The 17,881-nt window shown below is 38.7% G+C and carries 12 protein-coding genes and 1 tRNA gene; 4 read left to right on the forward strand and 9 right to left on the reverse strand.

Going from position 1 to position 17,881, the window contains the following annotated elements:
* Positions 1-14: 14 nt before the first annotated feature.
* The 4 genes from porK to GFO_RS14235 form a co-directional block, all read right to left on the reverse strand.
* Complete coding sequence (gene porK / locus GFO_RS14220; RefSeq protein WP_011710861.1) at positions 15-1,379, reverse strand: T9SS ring complex lipoprotein PorK/GldK; 1,365 nt, start codon at positions 1,377-1,379, stop codon at positions 15-17.
* A 116-nt stretch (positions 1,380-1,495) separates the two neighbouring features.
* Positions 1,496-2,656, reverse strand: a complete 1,161-nt coding sequence (locus tag GFO_RS14225; protein ID WP_011710862.1) for a formimidoylglutamase — start codon at positions 2,654-2,656, stop codon at positions 1,496-1,498.
* Positions 2,657-2,659: 3 nt separating this feature from the next.
* Entirely contained in the window at positions 2,660-5,206 is a 2,547-nt protein-coding gene (gene topA, locus GFO_RS14230; protein ID WP_011710863.1) for a type I DNA topoisomerase, read from the reverse strand.
* Between the two features lie 150 nt (positions 5,207-5,356).
* The gene (locus GFO_RS14235; RefSeq protein ID WP_011710864.1) at positions 5,357-6,373 is read right to left on the reverse strand and encodes a hypothetical protein; all 1,017 of its coding nucleotides are present in this window, start codon (positions 6,371-6,373) and stop codon (positions 5,357-5,359) included.
* Between the two features lie 131 nt (positions 6,374-6,504).
* Here GFO_RS14235 and GFO_RS14240 point away from each other — a divergent pair, with 131 nt between their 5' ends.
* The 3 genes from GFO_RS14240 (at position 6,505) to GFO_RS17770 (ending at position 8,088) form a co-directional block, all read left to right on the forward strand.
* Positions 6,505-7,230, forward strand: coding sequence for an SDR family oxidoreductase (locus GFO_RS14240; RefSeq protein WP_011710865.1), 726 nt, complete (start codon positions 6,505-6,507; stop codon positions 7,228-7,230).
* A gap of 30 nt (positions 7,231-7,260) precedes the next feature.
* Entirely contained in the window at positions 7,261-7,497 is a 237-nt protein-coding gene (locus tag GFO_RS14245) for a hypothetical protein (protein WP_011710866.1), read from the forward strand.
* A gap of 417 nt (positions 7,498-7,914) precedes the next feature.
* On the forward strand, positions 7,915-8,088 hold the full coding sequence (locus tag GFO_RS17770; protein ID WP_158308631.1) for a hypothetical protein: 174 nt from the start codon (positions 7,915-7,917) through the stop codon (positions 8,086-8,088).
* Here the strand turns inward: GFO_RS17770 and GFO_RS14250 are convergent.
* From GFO_RS14250 to trxA, 4 genes are all read right to left on the reverse strand, one after another.
* Entirely contained in the window at positions 8,085-10,127 is a 2,043-nt protein-coding gene (locus GFO_RS14250; RefSeq protein WP_011710868.1) for a protein-disulfide reductase DsbD family protein, read from the reverse strand. The genes GFO_RS17770 and GFO_RS14250 overlap by 4 nt on opposite strands.
* A 619-nt stretch (positions 10,128-10,746) precedes the next feature.
* Positions 10,747-10,820: transfer RNA gene (locus tag GFO_RS14255), tRNA-Asp, on the reverse strand.
* An 86-nt stretch (positions 10,821-10,906) separates the two neighbouring features.
* Positions 10,907-11,836: a DUF58 domain-containing protein gene (locus tag GFO_RS14260; protein ID WP_011710870.1), complete on the reverse strand. Its 930-nt coding sequence runs from the start codon at positions 11,834-11,836 to the stop codon at positions 10,907-10,909.
* A gap of 83 nt (positions 11,837-11,919) precedes the next feature.
* Positions 11,920-12,255 carry a thioredoxin gene (trxA, locus tag GFO_RS14265; protein WP_373284012.1) on the reverse strand — a complete coding sequence of 112 codons (336 nt, stop codon included), beginning with the start codon at positions 12,253-12,255 and terminating at the stop codon, positions 11,920-11,922.
* Positions 12,256-12,516: 261 nt separating this feature from the next.
* On the opposite strand from trxA, the gene GFO_RS14270 reads away from it, so the two are divergent.
* Entirely contained in the window at positions 12,517-13,266 is a 750-nt protein-coding gene (locus GFO_RS14270; RefSeq protein ID WP_011710872.1) for a DJ-1/PfpI family protein, read from the forward strand.
* 134 nt (positions 13,267-13,400) lie between these two features.
* Here the strand turns inward: GFO_RS14270 and dnaE are convergent, their stop codons facing one another.
* The gene (gene dnaE, locus GFO_RS14275) at positions 13,401-17,786 is read right to left on the reverse strand and encodes a DNA polymerase III subunit alpha (RefSeq protein WP_011710873.1); all 4,386 of its coding nucleotides are present in this window, start codon (positions 17,784-17,786) and stop codon (positions 13,401-13,403) included.
* Between the last annotated feature and the right edge of the window lie 95 nt (positions 17,787-17,881).

Raw genomic sequence — 17,881 nt, forward strand, 5'->3', positions numbered from 1 at the left:
GTTCAAAATTTTAATTATGGATTCTTTTGATTTAGGGTGACATCTGTTCCAAGATAATCCTGTACGGTTCTAAAACCAACGTAACTTCTTGCTGAATCCATATACTCATAATCCCTCGAGCTAACCTGAAGGAAGTAAGCAACATCTTTCCATGATCCTCCACGCACAACTTTTCTTCTGTCTTCAGGATTGTTCACTGTTGGGTTCATTGTAGACATATATTCGTATGATCCCGGATCATAAGATGAATCTACCCATTCTGCCACGTTACCAGCCATATTATAAAGTCCGTAATCGTTTGGGTCGTAAGATTTTGCTTCTACTGTATATAAGGCCTGATCTGCAGCATAATCTCCCCGTAATGGTTTGAAATTTGCCATAAAACAACCACGGTCGTTCAACGTATAAGGTCCACCCCAAGGATACGTAGCGCCTTCTAAACCACCTCTGGCAGCATATTCCCACTCTCCTTCCGTTGGGAGTCTATAAGTAGGTACGTTAGCATTTCCCTTTTCACGACGAAAGTCATTATGATATTTAGTTCTCCACTGAGTAAAAGCTCTGGCTTGTTTCCAGCTTACTCCAACTACAGGATAATCATCAAAAGCACTATGCCAGAAGTAATCATTGTGCATAGGCTCGTTGTATGAATAGTTGAAATCTTTAATCCAAACTGTGGTATCAGGATAAATTGAAACTTCCTCAGTTTTTATGAAATTACTTCGTTTTCCCTGTGTTTTAGCAGCCGACTGAATATCCATATAAGAATATCTGAATTTCAGTTTCTTCACATCTATGGTACGTTGACCGTTATAAACCTCATCCATAGGGATATACATAGAGTCCATTACCTCAGCATAATAAACATCTGGATAATCATTAGTATCCCAAACAATATCTATATCCTTATTCAATTTTCTATTTGCATAGTCATCGGTAGGACCACCCTGACCGTAAGAATTAAGCATATACTCCTCATACGGCGTCATATTCCCTTCTTCAGCATCTGAAAAAGCATACTCTCCAATAGCATCATCTCCTGGAGTAGCCCCTTGTAATTCGGCCATTTTTGCCAGTTCAACGCGAACTATAGAATCCTTAACATAATCAACGAACTGCCTGTATTCAGAATTGGTGATTTCCGTTTCATCCATATAAAAAGAACGGACGGTAACCGTTTTTGGAGGTGCGTTTTTCTGCCCGGCTATATCATCATCAGATTTACCCATAACGAAGGCACCACCTGGAATTAATGTCATACCATAAGGCTTCTCTGGATTCCACTTCTTTCCCTCTGCACCTACAAGCTGTCCACGATCGCCACCACCACAGCTCGAAAGCAAGGCTAGAACAGCAATGAGCGAAATATACTTCTTCATAATTATCTTAGGTTAAGACATTTTGATTTACGGCAGTAAACCTATCTATTTATTTTTTAAAAAACAATATTTCAGATAAAAATACAGTAAATCATCACAATGTCTGAATATAATTCTTAGACTTCGTTTTTTCTTTTGGCTTTATACCAGCGTTCTGGAATTACCTGATTGCACGCTTCAAGGTAATCTTCTTCGCTGCAAGGTAATAACGTATGCCGTTTTAATTTAGTATTAACAGTAGAGAGAAATGGAATTTCTATCCACCATCGCCCACTTACAGGACTTTTAAAAAATACCAGCACCTCATCATCTATAGGCACCTGATACTTTATAAACTCTTTTTTTGCTGAAATAGTATTTTCATTAGTGCGATAATTTACACCCTCAATAAAATACCAGATAATTTGAGAAACCAACATATTTGCAAGTTGCCCCAGATGACCCTGATATTCATAAACTCCAAAAGAAGATACTTTATCACTAATTCCAGCATACCGCGAAAGCGCACAGATCTCTCTCCCATTAAAACCATTGGGTGAATTAAAAAATTCTGTATTCGCTGATGAAGAATCTATCGCACCAAGATCCAGCCCAACCAGATTTGCATTCCTGAATATAGGCTCCATCAATGATATATCTGATGTTACTTCACCTAACCTATAGGCCTCAAAAAAGAGCCGTTCCATCAATTCAATTTCTTCCTGGGAATTGAAATAGGTTTGGTAGCCTATAGTTGAATAATTAAATAAATTATAAGGTTTGTCAACTACGATTTTTCCTACATAAGATTGACTGGAAATCATTTTTTCAGCATCGCCGAGATCAAATCTACTATCAATATTCACAAGATTAACCATCTGATCTAATTTATCATAGGCTCTATACTGAGCATAAATAAGATCCTGACTTCCACCAATAATTACAGGTATAACATCCTGCTTAACTAGACTTTCAACGAGAGTTTGTACTGCGAAATACGTATCCTCTACGGTTGCTCCCGGTTCAATATCACCAAGATCTGCTAATTTTAGCCTCCAATTTCCCGGATACAGACTATAAAACTGACTCCTAATTTGATAAAAATCCGGAGACTCTGTCTTTCTTACTGCCATTCTATTTTCGCGAACACCAAAAATAGCCACATTCATCCCATCCATATCAGGAATTCCCGACTTTTCGGCATGAATGCTTATTTGAGCTCCAATGGTTTGCTGATTTAAATGGCTAATCTCATCCAGCAAATCTTCATGAACCGGACTAAGAAAATCGAACTCCATATTTTATTTCTTTTTGGTAGTTTTTTTAGCAGTCTTCTTTGAGGTGGTTTTCTTTGCAGCACTCTTTTTCTTAGCAGTGCTTTTCTTCTTAGCCGGCTTCTTTTTCTTTGTATTCTTTTCAATGATTGCCTGCACTTCCTCCAGCGTCAATTCATCGGCCTTTGTAGTTTTAGGCAACTCTACCTTTGTTTTGCCTTTAATCACGTTGAATCTACCCCATCTTGCTTTCTCTACTCGAATCCCTTCTTCTTCCCAGTGCTGTATTAATTTATCACGTTCTTTCTGAAGTTTATCCTCGATAAGCTGCTCAATATCATTATTTGATAGATTATCAAAATCATACTTTTTGTTCACATTAATGAACATATTATTCCATTTCAAATAAGGACCAAATCTCCCTACTCCTTTCTGGACCGGCATTTCTTTATACTCATAAATTGGGGCATCTGCCTTCTCTTTTTCCTTCACCAACTCCATCGCCCTTTCAAAATCAACATTTAAAGGATCTTCTCCTTTTTCAAGAGAAACAAATTTCTTTCCAAATCTTACATAAGGACCATACCGGCCATTATTCACCTCTACAGCTTCCCCCTTATATTCCCCTAATTTCTTCGGAAGCTGGAATAAATCCATAGCTTCCTCATAGGTTAGACTTTCCATATTCTGATCTGGGCTCAGGCTGGCAAATCTCGGCTTTTCCTCATCTTCTACACTTCCAATTTGAACCATCGGGCCAAATTTCCCTAATCTTACACTTACCGGTTTTCCACTTTCAGGATCCTCCCCCAGAATTCTTTCCCCAACTTCCCTATCTGCATTTTTAGCAACGTCCTGCACATGAGGATGGAAATCTTTATAAAATTCCTTCATCATTGCCGTCCATTCCTTATTTCCTTCAGCGATATTATCAAAGCTTTCTTCAACTTTCGCCGTGAAATTATAATCCAGAATATTAGAGAAATGATTTACCAGAAAATCATTCACCACCATTCCTGTTGCAGTTGGAACGAGCTTACCCTTGTCACTACCAACGGTTTCGCTTAATTTTTTCTCAGATAACTTATCATTCTTCAGCTTAAACTGAACATAATCTCTTTCTGTCCCATCTACTGAACCTTTTTCAATATAGTTTCTACTCTGAACCGTGGAAATTGTTGGAGCATATGTAGAAGGTCTTCCAATACCAAGTTCTTCCAGTTTCTTAACTAAAGAGGCTTCAGTATATCTATACGGTGGTCTCGTAAACCTTTCTGTAGCTGTTATAAATTCGTTATTAAGCGGCTGTTGCACTTTTAAAGCAGGCAACATTCCGCTTTGCTCTTCGTCTTCTTCATCGCTTCCTTCCAGATATACCTTGAGGAAACCATCAAATTTTAAGACTTCACCATTTGCTGTAAAATGATTGTCATGCTTATCCGCTTCAATTCTAACATTAGTTCTTTCCAGTTGCGCATCACTCATTTGAGAAGCGATCGCTCGCTTCCAAATTAAATCATATAAACGCTGCTGATCACGTTCTCCTGAAATTGAATGCTTCTGAAATCCGGTAGGTCGTATAGCCTCGTGAGCTTCCTGGGCACCTTTGGATTTACCTTTAAACTGACGTGTTTTTGAATATTTATCTCCGTAAGCTTTAAGAATTTCTTCTTTAGCTCCTTTTCTGGCATCTTCAGATAGATTCACACTATCTGTCCTCATATAAGTAATATGCCCAGCTTCATATAAACGCTGCGCCAGGGTCATGGTCTTTCCTACTGAAAAATATAATTTTCTCGCTGCTTCCTGTTGAAGCGTTGATGTTGTAAATGGAGGCGCCGGATTTTTCTTAGCCGGTTTCGTAGTAAGATCGGCAACTTTAAAATTAGCCCCAATATTATCTTTTAGAAACTTTTCAGCTTCCTCCTTTGTATCGAAATTCTTTGGAATTTTAGCTTTAAAAGATTTTCCATCTTCCGTAGAGAATTCAGCATCGATCCTATAAGAAGCCTGGGGATCGAAATCTTTAATTTCACGCTCTCTTTCTACAATAAGTCGTACGGCTACAGACTGTACCCGACCTGCAGAAAGCCCGCCTTTCACCTTTCTCCAGAGAACCGGGGAAAGTTCATACCCTACTAATCTATCAAGAACCCGCCTTGCCTGCTGTGCGTTTACAAGGTTATAATCTATATCTCGCGGATTCTCTATTGCACGAAGTATTGCAGACTTAGTAATTTCGTGAAATACAATACGTTTGGTCTTTTCTTGTGTTAACTTTAATTCTTCGGCCAAATGCCAGGCAATAGCCTCTCCCTCACGGTCTTCATCACTCGCCAGCCATACCATTTCTGCATTCTTAGCAAGCCCTTTAAGCTTTTTGACCACATCCTTCTTATCTTTGGAAACTACATATTTAGGCGTGAAGTCCCCTTCTGTGTCTACCCCGATTTCTTTAGTGGGTAAATCGGCAATATGCCCAAAACTTGAAGCAACTTTATAGTCGGTTCCAAGAAATTTTTCAATGGTTTTAGCCTTCGCCGGTGACTCAACAATCACTAAATTCTTCGCCATAAATCTGTTGGTTTGTAATTGCAAAAGTATATCAAATTTTTCTTCTGCCCATTAAACTTGAACTAAAACCAGAATATCAGGCTTTAAAACACCTGAATATGATGCAATTCTGAAAGATAATTTTCCCAGGTACTACTTAAGAATACTGGTTTATTCAGTAAAATAAAATACCGAAGATGCGCCCGCAAGATCATATTTTAAATCCGGGGCAATATTTCCTGATATGGAAGTAGCATTATTAAAAGCAAGAACGCGACCCCCATTATTTAAGGCTTCTGCTACAAAAATTACGTTATAATTAGCATTATAAACTACATTTACCGGATTCCCCAGCAGTGTATTTCCTCCAAAAATCCTTAACTGATCACTTGCTTCAATAAAACCTCCATTTGTTGCATTATTAAATTTCGCCTCAAAATTCTCGATAATCTGAAGCGCTCCATCTGAAGCGGACTCTGCCTCACCAATATCCGAAAGTACCATAATCCCCTTATCATAATCCAAACCGTGTGTCCTGATCAAACCCTGAAAACCAACAATTTTATCGGCAGTAACTATTCTATTATTGGGATTTGATTCTATAAAATTTTTATACACCGCTACTTTATTAGTTTCATCTACAACCGCATAAAGATCTGAGCCAATAAATTCAAGACCCCAAACCTTAAATTTTGTGATCAATATATTTCTAAGTACAAAACCTGATTCGGTTTTAATATACACGAACAGTCTTCCCTCCGGAGTAGTTTCATCTCCATCTAAATCTGTATTGTCTGAAACTACGTAAAACTGGCCATTTACGGCGAGGTCTCTTGGACTTTCAAGATTTGAAGTTCCAACAACCCCCATTTCCGGATCTTTGGTTCCCCCGGCTCCAAGAGCTTTAATATTAAGGTAAGTTTCAATTCTATTGGAAGATCTTGAAATTATAGTAAACGCATCCTCTTCAGGAGAAAAGAAGAAACCTTCAACATCTGTGGAAGCAACAGAATAATTTGTTTCTACGCCATCGTTAATATCGTACCGACGCACCTGCCCGCTATGAGTAGTAGCATATAATTGCGCGGTATCTGATGTCACTACCTTATTATTTGGATTATCATCATTACCGCAAGACAGCAGTGAGAGCGATAGAATACTAAAAATAAAGAGAGGTGATTTATTCAAAATTATATTTTTTACGAATATATAACGAACAAAATATGATGATAGTTCAGTAGCGTTAAATATCTGTTATTTGAATCTATTTTAACGAAGAATCAGGAATCTATTTTCCATCTTAATAAAAAAAAAAGAAGATGAAAAAGAAGGTAGCGGTGATTACAGGAGCAAGTAGCGGTATTGGAAAAGCCATCGCTGAGAAGCTTGCTGAAGAGAAAATGATCGTGGTTTTGGCGAGCCGGAATGTCGAAAAGCTTCACGAAATACAGGCAACACTTTCTTCTGAAAGTATGGTTCTGGAAATGGATGTAAGCAGCACCGAAAGTGTCACCAAAGGATTTAGTAAGATCATGGAAAAATACAACAGAATAGATCTTCTGGTAAATTCTGCGGGGATTATGCCTCTTACTTATTTGAAAAATCGTCATCTGGACGAGTGGTTATCTACCATCGAGGTTAATGTAAAAGGTACACTACGCTGTATTTACGCTGCGCTTCCAGGAATGAAACAACGAAAAGATGGTCATATTGTAAATATTGCCTCTGTAGATGGAAAAGAAATATTCGCAGGTGGAGCGATATACGGAGCCTCCAAAGCTGCTGTAATCGAATTATCCAGGGCAATGAGAATGGAATTATCTCCGGAATTTAATATTAGAATTACCGCTATAGAACCTGGAACTGTGGCAACAAGTTTACGAGAAGATATCACCGATGAAGAATTATTGAAGGATAAAAATTATGGCGGTAATGAAGCGAAACTTGAACCGGAAAATATAGCAGACGCAGTTTTTTATGCGGTTTCTCAACCAGATTCTGTAAATGTAAACGAACTATTAGTTAAGCCAACAGGAAAATCCTGAATTGGAAACAAACACTTTAAAATAAAAATTATGGGAATAGGACATATTATGAAATTAGGAAGTAAATTCTTACTTAGAGGAGTTATTTACAAATCTGGTAAGAAAGCCGCGATCAAAGGCGGGAAAGTAGGGATAGGAATATTTTCCGTTCTTTATGCCGGTTATATGGCGTATACACTTTATAGCCTTCGAAAAGAAAGTATTGAAGAACAAAAGCAACTAGATGTAGACAGAGGTTGGGATCGTGAGACTGTAAAAGATAATTAATTGCGATTCACATCGCCCAAAGATTCACTCGTACCAATTTTAGAAATTTCGGTATTCAATTCATTATAACGAGAATTGAATACTGAAATATTTTAAAGACTATTGCCTATAATTACAATAATCCCTGATTTCAGTTTTACTCAGAACGCTGGATGTTAGCATTAAACTGTAGATTATGCTGAATTCGCCTTCTGGGTTGGAGACTGAGAAATTTCAATAAAAGTGATGAAAAGATCGGAGATAATCTGGTTGAAATTCAGAAGAAAATTGCATTATCAACGAGAATTGGAAAAGCGAAAAGGGGGATCGGGTAAAAGTTATAATTATTATGACCCTCTGGATAATACGTGGGATCAACTTTAGATAAGCAACACCGGAAATATCCTTAAATTAAAAGGCCAGGCGAAATTGAACAGAATGGTATTAAAAAGTGGTCCTGCTAATGGTAAGAATGGCCAGTATTACAACCAGATTACCTGGACTAAGAACCCTGATGGAAGTGTTACCCAAAACTGGGAAATTTACGACATGGCAGGAAATATCACCAGTAATGCCTTCATTGGTGAATATAGAAAGAAGGGGAGCGATTAATCCTTGCTAAAAATATCCCCGGAATTTCCACCGAGACTCTGCCCCGAAGAAGAACTATCTTTATTGAAGTTTTTAATTCCCTTTTTTAACCAGCTATAATACTCATCGGCATCTGGTTCATAGCCTGAAGGGGCAATTAGCATTTCTTCCTCATGGTCTAAAAGCACATAATAAGGTTGCGCATTCGCCTTGTATCGAGTGATTTGAAAATCACTCCATTTATTACCTATACTCTCAATTTCCTTTCCGGTGGTCTCAGACACATATTGTTCATTTTCCGGTAATTTTCTTTTATCGTCCACATACAAAGAAATCAATACTAGTTCCTCCTTTAGAGTTTGCAATATCTGGGGCTCGCTCCAAACACGTTCTTCCATTTTTCTACAATTCACACAGGCATGGCCTGTAAAATCGACCAAAATCGGTAGGTCTTTTTCTTTAGCATAAGCCAAACCATCTTCATAATCATGAAAAGATACGATGTCGTGAGGGCCATATTCGGCTCCATCAGGCAAACCTTCGCCCTCCGAAAATACAGTTCCTACTTTTGAATTCCCTATACCATCAGGTGATTCGCTGTATTGAAGTGGTGGTGGAAATCCGCTAATCAATTTTAAGGGAGCACCCCATAAACCTGGAATCAGGTAGATTGTAAAAATCAATACCACCAAGCCTGTCATTAATCTACCCACTGAAATATGTTCTACTTTTGAATCGTGTGGCAATTGAATTTTTCCGAATAAATAAAGTGCCAGCATCCCGAATATTGCGATCCAGATGGCAAGAAATATTTCTCTTTCTAAAATATGGAGCTGTAAAACAAGATCTGCATTAGATAAGAATTTAAATGCCAGGGCCAGTTCCAGGAATCCAAGTGTAACTTTTACCGTATTTAACCAGCCACCAGATCGTGGTAAAGAATTTAACCAGCCCGGGAAGGCCGCGAAAAGTCCAAAAGGAAGGGCGATTGCCAGGGAAAAGCCCAACATTCCTATAATTGGTGCGATTCCTCCTTTTGAAGCAGCTTCCACCAGTAAAGTTCCTACGATAGGTCCAGTGCATGAAAATGAAACTATTGCCAGTGCAAGAGCCATAAAAAATATTCCTACTAGACCTCCCTTATCTGCCTTTGAATCGATCTTTGTCCCCCAGCTACTAGGTAAAACAATTTCAAATGCCCCCATGAACGATATTGCGAATATGACTAGAAGCACAAAGAATATTGTATTGAACCAGACATTTGTTGAGAGTGCATTTAATGCATCTGCACCAAAAATAACGGTCACCAGTGTTCCCAGTAAAACATAGATTACTACGATGGAAATTCCGTAGAAAGTAGCATTTTTTATCCCCGCAGCCCTGGATTTACTTTGTTTGGTAAAGAAACTTACAGTCATGGGAATCATGGGAAAAACACATGGAGTTAACAATGCCGCGAAACCGGAAAGAAAGGCTACTATAAATATTCCCCAGAAAGAGCGCTTCTCATCAGGATTGGCTAGTTCAACCTCGCCGGTATTTTCAGGGATCGCTTTAGTCGAATTATTTTCATGAGTGACTACCTCACCCCGAGCTTCTTCATTAATTACAAACTCAAAATTCTCCGTCTGAAAAATACAGGCTTCATCGTCACATACCTGATATTCAACCTTTGCATTAATGATTCCCAGACTTGTATCTGTAAGCTTTATCTTCTGAGTGAAAAAAGCATTGTTATTAAAATAGGAAAGATCCATTTCAAAAACGTTATCATATTCTGTGATAGGTTCACTTTCTTCTGTGTCTCCAAGTAACTCATACTTATCCCCGACCTCCTCGTAGATAAAAACTGTTGGCAAAGCTCCTCCTTCTGGCAAATGTTGAGAATATAAATGCCAGTGATCTTCTATAAAAGCACTCATGATAAGTTCGTACTCGTCTTCTGAAATCTTATTTACTTCAGCCTCCCACTCCACAGGATCGTGAATCTGGGCCTGACCAAAGAAACCGGTGAGTATTACTAAAAAGAAAAGTCCTTTTTTAAGTAGATTATTTAACATGAAATTGTCTTCCTGAAAGATGAAACTATATTTGAAACGGTTCCAAATTTAAGGAATTTAAACAATAATCTATTTCCAGATCGCAATGAATGATGTTCCAAAGAAATAGAACATTATTAATCAAAAAGGTAACGCAAGAAAAATGAAAATTGGAAAGAATATAAGAAACTCGAAAATCTATCTATGCCTAAAATGCTTATCGATTCCTAAATGTACCAGGAGTAAATAAATCGAAATTAAAACCACGAGCACCGCTAAGACAATTGAAGCGTAGAAAAAGAAATTAACCATAACATCTGATACTTTAGGGACAGACAAAGGCATCGTTTCAGATGAAAATGTATTCCAATTATATTTCACAAAAATACTCTGGAAGTAATCAATTGGTTGCTACAAAGCCTTATATTGTTACTGTTTTTCCAATAGCTGTTAAATCCCCTAAAACAAAAAAGCCTTCTTCCATCGTATGGAAAAAAGCTTTTCATTGGTTAACCAAAATCCACACAACAAGGATTATAACTCGGTTAACTACACATCCCTGCTTCCAGGGACAAACAACACAACTAATCATTAGTGCCAAAAAAAGCCCCCCGAATAGAGGAGCTTCTTTGCAACTTTGCGGTCTGGACGAGACTCGAACTCGCGACCCCCTGCGTGACAGGCAGGTATTCTAACCAACTGAACTACCAGACCGTTGCGTTATTGCGAGGGCAAATATACGCCCCTTTTTAGATTCACCAAACCTTTTTTAAAAATTTTTCAAACTAAAATTCAACCTCCTATCCAAACTTTTGTTTTTCAAGTAAATAAGCCGTCATAATATTATCAAAATTTTTATTGATATCTGCCTCGACATACTTTATACGGTATTTAGCGCATTGCATTTTTAGATCGGAAAGATATTTTTGAACCGCTTTTTTATAATTTTCCCTGATATTATCTGAATATAGATCCACCTCAGCACCGGTTTCCACATCGGTAAATCTTCGCGGAGTATTTTCGAAATTGAAATTCAGTTCTCTTTTTTCATCCATCACATGAAACAAAACCACTTCATGCCGGTTATATTTTAAGTGTCGCAGAGCTTCAAAAAGTTTCTCCTCATCGGCATCGGCCTGGAACATATCGGTAAAAAGAAATATTAGGGAACGTCTCCTTAATTTTTCGGCGATCTGATGTAAATAAGTATAAGTATCGGTATTAGTTCTTCGACCATTAGCCAATAGTGTCTCATCTAGCTTATTTAAAAGCATATGATGATGCCGCTCACTGGACTTCTCTGGCGCGTAAAATTCAAATTCATCACTATATACACTTACGCCCACCGCGTCTCTCTGTCGCTTTAATATCTCCATAAGACAAGCCGACGCCAATACTGAAAATCCTATTTTATTTAGTGATGTCAGACTCTGTTCCTTAACCGACGGATAATGCATCGAAGCCGAATTATCCAGAATAAGGTGACACCTTAAATTGGTTTCTTCTTCGTAGCGTCTCGTATAGAGTTTATCGGTCTTGGCAAACAGCTTCCAGTCAATATGCCTGGTGCTTTCACCGTTATTATAGATCTTATGTTCGGCAAATTCCGCAGAAAAACCATGAAACGGACTCTTATGAATCCCAGATATATAACCTTCCACCACCTGTTTCGCCAGGAGGTCGAGGTTTAGAAATCCGCCAGTTTCGTGAAGTTCTTTTTCTATTTTCATAAGAAATATGAAAGTAGCTGTATTTTATGAATAAAAAAAGCCCCGCTATTTGCGAGGCTTTAATATTTTATAAAAATCAGGTATTACAATAACTGATCAATTGCATCAGCATAGGTTTGTTTTGGAGCTACTCCAACCTGACGTCCTACTACTTCTCCGTTTTGAAAAACAAGTACCGTAGGGATATTTCTAACACCGTATTTAGCAGCAAATTCCTGGTTTGCATCAACGTCTAATTTCCCAACAACAGCTTTCCCTTCATATTCCGTACTAATTTCGTCAATAATTGGTCCAACCATTCTACAAGGTCCGCACCAAGCAGCCCAAAAATCTACCACTACAGGCTTATCACTTTTAAGTACCTGTTCTTCAAAATTTGCGTCAGTTATTTCAACAGCCATAATTATGTTATTTTTTATGTTTTTAATTTGATTCGTAAAAGTAGTCAATAAAATAAATATTCCTTACACCACCAATATCGCATTTGACTATGAGCATATTGGTTCGTTTTATTTGGGGTCCTCCCCTCGCATGGGCTCGGGGTCGGGCTTTCGGCGCTACATGGTAGCATGCCTCAATCCCTGGCCTGCAAACCGGCCACTAGAAATATGAATTTACTTTTTATGAGATTATTCTAAGCCGTAAGGGGAAAAGCCAATATTTGTAAAAAAGTTAATACTATGAAAAATACAGGTTTTTTAATAATCTTCATATTTACCACATTTCTGACTGGCTGTAATTCCGACAAATCAAATTCTTCAGATCAGCAAATCAGCAATAATGAAGTAAAATTAGATACTCTTACAAAACATTTAAAGCCATTTAAAGAGAATTTACCAAGTATAGGACTTATAATGTACAATGGGGTTCTACAAAGCGAAGTGATTGCCACTTCTGACGTTTTTTCCAAACCATCACAGGAAGGAGAACAGCTTTTTAACGTAATAACAATAGCCGAAACTGAAAACCCTATAACAACAGAAGAAGGAATAAGGATTCTGCCCGATTATACTTTTGAAAACTGCCCTAAACTGGAAGCTCTTTTTGTTCCCAGCGCTTATGACATGTATGCACAGGTTCACAACGAGAAAATCGTGAATTTTATAAAAGAAAAGAATAAAGAAACTAAATATACGGTTAGCAATTGTGCCGGTGCTCAGTTAATTGGAGAAGCAGGAATTGCCAGGGGGCATAAAATTGTCACATGGATTGGCGGTGGAGAACAACTTCAAAAAGATTATCCTGAATTAAAAGTCCAGAACGATAGTTTAGTCACTTATATAAAAGATGGTAAGTTCCTATCTTCAAATGGAAATTTAGCTAGTTATATTTCAGCATTGAATTTAGTGGAGATAATGACCAGCGCTAAACATAGGAAATTTGTAGAATCTTATTTATATCTGGATAGATTACAAAACTGGAAGGAATAAATACTTTTCTAAATTCAGAGATTATCGCAAAAATTTATAATCCTCCCTTCAAATTTCTTCTTTTTTCGCCAAATATTTCTTTCAGCTTTCCTCTTAACTCCTTCCCCTTTTTGGGGGGAAGGCCGGGATGGGTTTTAGTTCAACTTATACATAAACTGCTCTTTCTCCAAGGCATCTATTAATTCCTGGGAGATCCTGATCTTATGCTTCCTGCTAGGCATTCTTAATTTCACCTGCTCCTCCATTTCATACACCACAAAGTTCAAATGACATTCGCCTTTATGAGACATAAAAGTATCTTTTAACCACTCGATCTTCTCATTTTTAAGATCATTAATGTTCAATTGAATCGTCAACTTTTTAGCATTCTTATCCATGATATCATGCAAAAGATTCATTTCCCTGAACTGAATTCTTGGCTCTCCTTTTTTCCCTGTATCTTTATTGGTCCAGCCTTCCTTCACAAAAATTTTCATATGAATGAAATTGTTCGGAACAAAGAAATGCTTCATCCTTAAATACTCTTCCCCGAAAATTTTAAACTCGTAAGATTCATCATAATCTTCTACGGTGAAGATCGCCCAGCCTTTTCCATTCTTAGAAACCCGGTGTTGCACATCCACCACCACACATCCAAGGGTTAATTCCCTGTTCACAACAGATTCAAGATCCCTGCAATCTGATAATTTACCATTACTGAAATAGCTCATTTCGATCTTAAAGTCATCCAACGGATGTCCGGAAATATAGATTCCTACTACTTCTTTTTCCCGACGTAGTTTCTCCATGGTTCCCCATTCTTCACATCCCGGCACTTCCGGCTCTGGTATTTGAACATCACTGGCTTCTCCAAAAAGGCTCACCTGCGAAGAATTCTGGCTCTCCTGAAACTTCTGCGCATACTTCACCACCTTCTCAAGAAAACTCATCCCATTGCCATCATCATGGAAATACTGCGCTCTGTGCGTGTTTCCGAATCCATCGAAACCACCTGCCAGCGCAAGGTTTTCAAAAGCTTTTTTATTGGCAGATCTTAAATCTATTCTTTTAGCCATATCGAAAATTGACCGATACGGTCCTTCTTTTGTTTTTCTATTCTCAACGATGGTTGCCACCGCTCCAGATCCTACTCCCTTAATTGCACCCATCCCAAATCGAACGGCGTTATCTTTATTTACCGAGAATTTATAATAAGATTCGTTTACATCAGGTCCGAGAACATTTAGCTTCATACGTTTACATTCCTCCATAAAGAAAGTAACCGACTTGATATCATTCATATTATTGGAAAGTACCGCCGCCATATATTCCGCAGGATAATGCGCTTTTAAATAGGCAGTTTGGTAAGCGATCCAGGCATAACAAGTGGAGTGCGACTTATTAAAAGCGTAGGATGCAAAAGCCTCCCAGTCTTTCCAGATTTTCTCCAACACCTCTGCCGGATGCCCTTTTTCATTTCCACCCTCAATAAATTTAGGTTTTAGCTGCGCCAATAAAGCCACAAGCTTTTTACCCATAGCCTTTCGGAGCATATCGGCTTCACCCTTACTAAAACCTGCAAGCTTCTGCGACAAAAGCATTACCTGCTCCTGATAGACCGTGATCCCATAGGTTTCTTCCAGGTATTCCTCCATTTCCGGAAGATCATAAGAGATTTCCTCATCGCCATGTTTACGGGCAATAAAACTTGGAATATATTCCATCGGCCCCGGACGGTATAGCGCATTCATGGCGATAAGGTCGTCAAAAACCGTAGGTTTTAAGGACTGCATGTGTTTCTGCATTCCCGGGGATTCATACTGAAATATCCCTACGGTCTCTCCTCGCTGGAATAACTTGTAAGTTTCCTCATCATCCAGCGGAAAACTATCCGGATCCAGATCTATATCATGTCTCCCTTTTACAATTTTTACGGTGTCCTTGATTAAGGTCAGTGTTTTAAGACCTAAAAAGTCCATTTTTAGTAGCCCCGCACTTTCCACTACCGAGTTGTCAAACTGGGTCACGTAAAGATCGGAGTCTTTAGCTACCGAAACCGGCACATAATTGGTAATATCGCCTGGAGTAATGATCACCCCGCAGGCGTGAATTCCTGTATTTCTTACTGAACCTTCCAGGATTCTAGCCTGGTTCACCGTTTCGGCTTCCAGGTCGTCTCCTTCAGAAATATTAAAAAGCTCGTTTATTTTCTCAATTTCATCCCCGCGAAATTTAGACTTTATAGTCTTATCGTCCATAGCAAACAGCTTCCCGAGCTTGGTATTCGGAATAAGCTTTGCGATTCTATCAGAATCCATTAAAGGAAGATCCAGCACCCTGGCCGTATCACGGATAGACGACTTCGCTGCCATAGTTCCGTAGGTGATGATCTGCGCTACCTGATTTGCACCGTATTTCTTGATCACGTAATCCATCACCCGGCTTCGACCTTCATCATCAAAGTCAATATCAATATCGGGCATACTCACACGATCAGGATTCAGGAAACGCTCAAAAAGCAGATCATACTTCATAGGGTCGATATTTGTGATCCAAAGACAATAAGCCACCACAGATCCCGCAGCCGAACCACGCCCCGGCCCTACCGAAACCCCCATTTCCCTGGCTGCCCGAATAAAATCTTCCACAATAAGGAAATACCCAGGATAACCGGTGTTTTCAATAACCGATAATTCGAAATTTAAACGCTCTTCTATTTCAGGTGTAATATCTGGATAACGCTTTTTCGCTCCTTCAAAAGTAATATGCTTTAAAAAGGCATTTTCACCTCTCTTTCCACCATCAGCCAGATCTTCTTCACTTAAAAATTCTTCAGGAATTTCGAATGCCGGAAGTAATACATCTCTGGCAAGCTCAAAAGACTCAACCTTATCTACAATTTCCTGAATATTACTAATAGCATTTGGCAAATCTTTGAAAAGCTTCTTCATCTGGCTACCAGACTTGAAGTAATATTCAGTATTTGGTAGTCCGTAACGATAACCACGCCCGCGACCTATTGGCGTTGCCTGTTTCTCGCCATCCTTTACACAAAGTAAAATATCATGGGCATTGGCATCTTCCTGCTTCCAATAATAGGTGTTATTGGTCGCTATTAATTTTACGTCATGCTTTTTGGAAAATTCAACCAGCACAGGATTTACCCTGTTTTCATCTTCCTGATCATGGCGCATCATTTCAATATAAAGATCGTCACCAAATTCCTCTTTCCACCAAACCAAAGCTTCTTCGGCTTGCTTTTCTCCTAGATTTAATATTTTACTTGGAACTTCTCCGTAGAGATTTCCGGTTAAAACAATGATATCTTCCTTATATTCTCTAATGACCTCTTTATCTATACGCGGAACATAATAGAACCCATCGGTATAGGCTTTAGACGACATTTTCGCCAGATTGTGATATCCATTCTTGTTTTTGGCAAGCATCACTACCTGGTATCCGTTATCTTTTCTGCTCTTGTCTGCATGATTTTCACAAACAAAAAATTCACAACCTACGATTCCTTTTAAAGGCTTTTTCAAGTCTTCGCCATTCTCCTCTGCAGTTGCGTTATGCTCTTTTACACTTTTATTATAGGTTCCAATTTCCTTTACAAAATGAAAAGCACCCATCATATTTGCATGATCGGTCAGGGCCACGGCATTCATATCTTCATCGGCAGCTGCAGCAATAAGATCAGGGATACTTATGGTAGATTGTAATACCGAAAACTGGGAATGATTATGCAAATGGGCAAAAGGAACTTCATCTAGTTTCTCCAGGTTTTCCTGGATCTCCTCATTGGAAATATCATCTGAAGGCTGTTGTTTTTCCAGCCTTTTTCTAATCTTTTCTGAAGCTTTTTTAAGATTGATATGCTTCAGCCCGATTAGCTGGATTCTCTTCGGATTTGCTTCTGAAAAATTCTCAAAATAATCTACAGGAACATCCAGTTCCTCTATGGTATAAATCCTTTGGCGGATCAATTCAAGAAAACAACGTGTGGTTGCCTCTACATCGGCAGTGGCGTTATGCGCTTCACCAAAAGCTTCCTCAAAGAGAAATTCATGTAATTCGGTAAGAGTTGGTAATTTGAATTTACCTCCACGCCCTCCGGGGATCTTACACAGATTCGCCGTGACTTCGGTACAGGTATCCAGAACCGGCATTTCCTGAAGTGAATTTTCGAAGTCTCTACGAATGAATTCAGCACCCATGATATTGAGGTCAAAACCAACATTCTGACCTACTACAAATTTTGATTTCTGTAGGGCTATATTGAACTTCTCCAGCACTTCATCTAAAGGCACTCCCTGCTCTTTGGCGAGATCTGTAGAGATCCCGTGAATACGTTCAGAATCATAAGGGATATCAAAACCATCGGGTTGAACCAGGTAATCCTGGTTTTCTATAAGGTTCCCCATTTCATCATGCACCTGCCAGGCGATCTGTATACATCTCGGCCAGTTATCAGAATCGGTTAATGGAGCATTCCAGTTTTTGGGAAGTCCGGTGGTTTCGGTGTCAAAAATGAGGTACATTCAGTAGTATTTTAAGCCTTTCAGAAGAAAATAGTGGGATTCAGCTCAGTGAATCATCCGGGCTAAAATAAGGAACTTTATGCCTGAAATAAAAC

The organism is Christiangramia forsetii KT0803, assembly GCF_000060345.1.
Classification (GTDB): domain Bacteria; phylum Bacteroidota; class Bacteroidia; order Flavobacteriales; family Flavobacteriaceae; genus Christiangramia; species Christiangramia forsetii.